This window comes from Mesorhizobium sp., from assembly GCF_017306585.1.
Classification (GTDB): Bacteria; Pseudomonadota; Alphaproteobacteria; order Rhizobiales; family Rhizobiaceae; genus Mesorhizobium.
This window is the reverse complement of record NZ_JAFKIC010000092.1, coordinates 1-5,356: the sequence shown is the minus strand read 5'-3', so window position 1 is coordinate 5,356 and position 5,356 is coordinate 1. Positions and strand designations below refer to the sequence as shown.

General features: G+C 63.1%; 6 protein-coding genes and 1 pseudogene. 6 read left to right on the top strand and 1 reads right to left on the bottom strand.

Annotated features, from left to right (window positions below):
- Positions 1-112 precede the first annotated feature (112 nt).
- Positions 113-541, bottom strand: a complete 429-nt coding sequence (locus tag J0I79_RS03250; RefSeq protein WP_292855290.1) for a GNAT family N-acetyltransferase — start codon at positions 539-541, stop codon at positions 113-115.
- A gap of 214 nt (positions 542-755) precedes the next feature.
- Here J0I79_RS03250 and mdh point away from each other — a divergent pair, with 214 nt between their 5' ends.
- The 6 genes and pseudogenes from mdh to sucA all read left to right on the top strand — a co-directional run.
- Positions 756-1,724 (top strand): malate dehydrogenase, encoded by a 969-nt coding sequence (gene mdh / locus J0I79_RS03245; protein WP_292855289.1) that lies wholly within the window; start codon positions 756-758, stop codon positions 1,722-1,724.
- 28 nt (positions 1,725-1,752) lie between these two features.
- On the top strand, positions 1,753-2,946 hold the full coding sequence (sucC, locus tag J0I79_RS03240) for an ADP-forming succinate--CoA ligase subunit beta (RefSeq protein ID WP_292855288.1): 1,194 nt from the start codon (positions 1,753-1,755) through the stop codon (positions 2,944-2,946).
- A 4-nt stretch (positions 2,947-2,950) separates the two neighbouring features.
- Complete coding sequence (locus J0I79_RS03235; RefSeq protein WP_292855287.1) at positions 2,951-3,328, top strand: cupin domain-containing protein; 378 nt, start codon at positions 2,951-2,953, stop codon at positions 3,326-3,328.
- Positions 3,325-3,822 (top strand): DUF1579 family protein, encoded by a 498-nt coding sequence (locus J0I79_RS03230; RefSeq protein ID WP_292855286.1) that lies wholly within the window; start codon positions 3,325-3,327, stop codon positions 3,820-3,822. The genes J0I79_RS03235 and J0I79_RS03230 overlap by 4 nt, the downstream gene beginning before the upstream one ends.
- A gap of 12 nt (positions 3,823-3,834) precedes the next feature.
- Positions 3,835-4,737, top strand: coding sequence for a succinate--CoA ligase subunit alpha (sucD, locus tag J0I79_RS03225; protein ID WP_292855285.1), 903 nt, complete (start codon positions 3,835-3,837; stop codon positions 4,735-4,737).
- Positions 4,738-4,866: 129 nt separating this feature from the next.
- Positions 4,867-5,356: pseudogene (gene sucA / locus J0I79_RS03220) on the top strand (2-oxoglutarate dehydrogenase E1 component); the annotation flags it as partial.

Sequence of the window (5,356 nt, the reverse complement as noted above, 5' to 3'; positions counted from 1 at the left end):
GCCGGCCAAGTCTCCCTCCCCCTTGTGGGGTGGGATTAAGGGTGGGGTCAATCTTCGTAAAAAACCATATGCGATTGCCCTGCGGACATCGGGGGCGCTGTCCCGCAGACTTTTATAACTGATACACATACATGACGAAGCTCTCCGCCTCGCCATGCGCCTCCCCGCGCGTCTCATAAAGCGCACGCGCCGGGACATTGTCCGGCTCGGTGCCGACCCAGGCCTCCTCGCATCCATGTTCCCTGCCGATCTCGAACATCGCGTCCAGCATTTTTCGCGCGACGCCCTGGCGCTGGAAGGCCGGGGAAACGCCGACCTCGTCGATGTAGAGCTCGGTGACCTTGTCGGGATGGCGGTGGATGACCGCGGCGCATTGCCCGACGACGATGCCGTCGGCAAACGCCACGACCATGAAATGACCCGGCGAGGCGAGGTAGGCCGCCAGCCGGTCGGGCCTGACCGGCTCGTCGAACACATCCTCGGCGATCCGCATCACAAGGGCGTCATCTCCGGGATAGAGCCTTCGGATGATCACATTCATTGTGCATATCTCCCAAGTCGGCTTACAAATTTTGACGTTTACGTAAATCCCAAACCATCTAACCGATTGAAAATGCTCACTCCAAAATAATCGTTTGAATTTGTTTCGCGCCGGAGCTATTGGGTGCGGCGATATCAGCGGTTCCCCGCAGCATTCCGGCCTCTTCCTCGACGCCGTGTTGGCGCCGTCACTGACAAAGGGAAATCATCCTCACATGGCACGCAACAAGATAGCGCTTATCGGCTCCGGCATGATCGGCGGCACCCTCGCTCACATGATCGGCCTCAAGGACCTCGGCGACGTGGTCCTGTTCGATATTGCCGAGGGCATCCCGCAAGGCAAGGGCCTGGATATCGCGCAGTCGTCGCCGGTCGATGGTTTCGATTCCCGCCTGACGGGCGTCAACGACTATGCCGGCATCGAGGGCGCCGATGTCTGCATCGTCACCGCCGGCGTGCCGCGCAAGCCCGGCATGAGCCGCGACGATCTCCTGGGCATCAACCTCAAGGTCATGGAGCAGGTCGGCGCCGGGCTGAAGAAGTACGCGCCCAAGGCCTTCGTCATCTGCATCACCAATCCGCTCGACGCCATGGTGTGGGCGCTGCAGAAGTTTTCCGGTCTGCCCAAGACCCATGTGGTCGGCATGGCCGGCGTGCTCGACAGCGCGCGCTTCCGCTACTTCCTGGCCGAGGAGTTCAAGGTCTCGGTCGAGGACGTCACCGCCTTTGTGCTCGGCGGCCACGGCGATTCCATGGTGCCGATGATCCGCTATTCGACGGTCTCGGGCATTCCGTTGCCCGATCTCATCAAGATGGGCTGGACCTCGAAGGAAAAGCTCGACCAGATCGTACAGCGCACCCGTGACGGCGGCGCCGAGATCGTCGGCCTGCTCAAGACCGGCTCGGCCTATTACGCACCGGCCGCCTCGGCGATCTCGATGGCCGAATCCTATCTCAAGGACAAGAAGCGCGTGCTGCCCTGCGCGGCGCATCTCTCGGGCCAGTATGGCGTCAAGGGCACCTATGTCGGCGTTCCCGTGGTGATCGGCGCCGGCGGTGTCGAGCGCGTCATCGAGATCGATCTCAACAAGAGCGAGCAGAAGATGTTCGACGCTTCCGTGGCGACGGTGCAGGGCCTGACCGACGCCTGCGTCAAGATCGCGCCGCAGCTCGCCTCGAAGTAGTCCCTGCCGCCGATCAGGAGATATCCAAATGAATATCCATGAGTATCAGGGCAAGGCGCTGCTGAAGTCGTTTGGCGCGCCGGTGGCCGAAGGCGTGCCGGTGTTCAAGGCAAGCGAGGCTGAAGCCGCTGCGAAAGCACTGCCCGGCCCGCTCTATGTGGTGAAGAGCCAGATCCATGCGGGCGGTCGCGGCAAGGGCAAGTTCAAGGAACTGTCGCCCGACGCCAAGGGCGGCGTACGGCTGGCGAAGTCGGTGGCCGAAGTCGTCGCCAACGCCAACGAGATGCTCGGCCACACGCTTGTGACCAAGCAGACCGGTCCGGCCGGCAAGCAGGTCAACCGCCTCTATATCGAGGACGGCGCCGACATCGAGCGCGAGCTTTACCTCTCCATCCTGGTCGACCGCTCGGTCGGCCGCATCGCCTTCGTCGTCTCGACCGAGGGCGGCATGGACATCGAGGCGGTCGCGCATGATACGCCGGAAAAGATCATCACCGTCGCCGTCGATCCGGAAAAGGGCGTGACGGCCGACGACGTCAAGAAGCTCAATGCCGCGCTGAAGCTCGACGGCGACGCCGCCAAGGATGGCGGCACGCTGTTCCCGATCCTCTACAAGGCCTTTGTCGAGAAGGACATGAGCCTGCTCGAGGTCAATCCGCTGATCGTCATGAAGAACGGTCGGCTGCGCGTGCTCGACGCAAAGGTGTCGTTCGACAACAATGCGCTGTTCCGCCACCCCGAAGTGCTGGAACTGCGCGACACCACCGAAGAGGACGAGAAGGAGATCGAGGCGTCGAAATACGACCTCGCCTATGTCGCGCTCGACGGCAATATCGGCTGCATGGTCAACGGCGCCGGCCTTGCCATGGCGACCATGGACATCATCAAGCTCTATGGCGCCGAGCCTGCCAACTTCCTCGATGTCGGCGGCGGCGCGTCGAAGGAGAAGGTGACGGCGGCGTTCAAGATCATCACCAGGGATCCGGCGGTCGAAGGCATATTGATCAACATCTTCGGCGGCATCATGAAGTGCGATGTCATCGCCGAGGGCGTCATCGCCGCGGTCAAGGAAGTCGGCCTGAAGGTGCCGCTGGTCGTGCGGCTCGAAGGCACCAATGCCGAGCTCGGCAAGAAGATCATCAACGACAGCGGTCTCAATGTGGTGTCGGCGGATGATCTCGACGATGCGGCCAAGAAGATCGTCAAGGCGGTGAAGGGCTGAGCCTGTGCCTCCGCGCAAGATAAACCTGGTCGAGGCGGCGGATCAGAAGATCAGCAAGGTCTTCGATCCGCACATTGCCGGCGATGTCAATGACAGCCAGGCCAAGGTCGCCAAGTTCGGCGCGACCTTCGACTGGCATGCGCATGAGCATGAGGACGAAGCCTTTCTCGTGCTGCGCGGGCGCATCGCCATCGACTTCCGCGACGGTCCGGTCGAACTCGGCGAGGGCGATTTCATCGTCGTGCCGCGGCGTCGAGCACCGGCCGCGTTCGCTGACGCCGGAGCCCGTGGTGCTGATGTTCGAACCGGCGACGACGCTCAACACCGGCAACGCCAAGAGCGATCTCACCGTCACCAACCTGAAGCGGCTCTGATCCCATGAGCGCCGCGTCCTTCTCATCGCTCTCCACCGGTCACCAACGCCTGCAGGCGCTGGTCGGCGTGTGGCAAGGCGTGGAAGAGGTGGCGGCCACGCAATGGGCCGACGAAGGCACGGCGACCTCGGACGTGGTGGCCGAGGCCGAGTTCGGCGGCCAGTTCGTGGTGCAGCGCTATCGCCAGCGCCGCGACGGCACGGTTTCTTTCGGCGCCCATTCCGTGTTCGGCTTCGACCAGCAGAACAGCCTCGTCACCATGCATCAGTTCGACTCGATGGGCTTTGTTCCCGCTTCGCCGGCCACGGGCGCCTGGAATGGCGAGGAACTGGCGCTGGAGCGTTCGTCGCCTCGCGGCTTCGCGCGGGTGACCTATATCTTCGACGGCCCAGACGCCTATCGCATGCGATTGCATTTCAAACCCGCCGGCAGCGATGCCTGGCAAGACATGGTGAGCGGCGTCTATCGGCGCGTCTCGCCCTCCTCGATCAACAGTCTTTAGAAAAGGGCTCCGATGTCCATTCTCGTCGACAAGAACACCAAGGTGCTGGTGCAGGGCCTGACCGGCAAGACCGGCACGTTCCACACCGAACAGGCGCTGGCCTATCACGGCACCAAGATGGTGGGCGGCATCCATCCCAAGAAAGGCGGTGAGACCTGGACCGGCGCCAAGGGCGAGAGCCTGCCGATCTTCGCCTCGGTGGCCGAGGGCAAGGAAAAGACCGGCGCCAACGCCTCCGTCATCTACGTGCCGCCGGCGGGCGCCGGCGAGGCCATCATCGAGGCGATCGAGGCCGAGATCCCGCTCATCGTCTGCATCACCGAAGGCATCCCGGTGATGGACATGGTCAAGGTCAAGGCGCGGCTCGACCGCTCCAGGTCGCGACTGATCGGCCCGAACTGCCCGGGTGTGCTGACGCCGGACGAATGCAAGATCGGCATCATGCCGGGAAACATCTTCCGCAAGGGCTCGGTCGGCGTTGTTTCGCGCTCGGGAACACTTACCTATGAGGCTGTGTTCCAGACCACCAATGTCGGCCTCGGCCAGACCACCGCCGTCGGCATCGGCGGCGACCCGGTCAAGGGTACCGAGTTCATCGACATGCTCGAAACGTTCCTGGCCGACGACGAGACCAAGTCGATCATCATGATCGGCGAGATCGGCGGTTCGGCCGAGGAGGATGCCGCGCAGTTCCTCAAGGACGAAGCCAAGCGCGGTCGCAGGAAACCGATGGCGGGCTTCATCGCCGGGCGCACGGCGCCGGCCGGCCGCACCATGGGCCATGCGGGCGCTGTCATCTCGGGCGGCAAGGGCGGCGCGGAAGACAAGATCGCGGCGATGGAATCGGCCGGGATCAAGGTTTCGCCATCGCCGGCGCGGCTGGGCACGACGCTGGTCGAGGCGATCAAGGGTTAAAGTGAGTAGCGAGTAGTGAATAGCGAATAGGGAAGACAGAGCAGCGGCGCGACCCGGGAAATCCCTACTCGCTATTCGCTACTACCAATTCGCTCCAAACAGGAGACGGAGCCGGGCTCCGCGGACAAAATGGCACGACAAGATCAGGCCAACGACCAATTTTCGCTTACCTCGTTCCTGTACGGCGGCAATGCCGACTATATCGACGCGCTCTATGCGGCCTATGAGGACAATCCGGGCTCGGTCGACCCGGAGTGGCAGGAGTTCTTCGCCGGGCTGAAGGACGATGCCGGCGATGTGCGCCGGAACGCCAAGGGCGCGTCCTGGGCGAGGCCCTCCTGGCCGTTGCAGGCCAATGGCGAGCTGGTATCGGCGCTCGACGGCAATTGGGGCCTGGTCGAGAAGCATCTGGAAAAGAAGGTCAAGGAGAAGGCGGTCGCCAACGGCGTCGCGCCCTCCGATGCCGACGTACACCAGGCGACGCGCGATTCGGTGCGCGCCATCATGATGATCCGCGCCTACCGCATGCGCGGACACCTGCATGCCAATCTCGATCCGCTCGGCATCGCCAAGCCGCTCGAGGATTACAACGAGCTGTCGCCGGAGAATTACGGCTTCA

Coding starts and splice junctions, on each gene's coding strand:
- sucC (WP_292855288.1), top strand. CDS start 1,753: ATGAATATCCATGAGTATCAGGGCAAGGCGCTGCTGAAGTCGTTTGGC.
- J0I79_RS03250 (WP_292855290.1), bottom strand. CDS start 541: ATGAATGTGATCATCCGAAGGCTCTATCCCGGAGATGACGCCCTTGTG.
- J0I79_RS03230 (WP_292855286.1), top strand. CDS start 3,325: ATGAGCGCCGCGTCCTTCTCATCGCTCTCCACCGGTCACCAACGCCTG.
- mdh (WP_292855289.1), top strand. CDS start 756: ATGGCACGCAACAAGATAGCGCTTATCGGCTCCGGCATGATCGGCGGC.
- sucD (WP_292855285.1), top strand. CDS start 3,835: ATGTCCATTCTCGTCGACAAGAACACCAAGGTGCTGGTGCAGGGCCTG.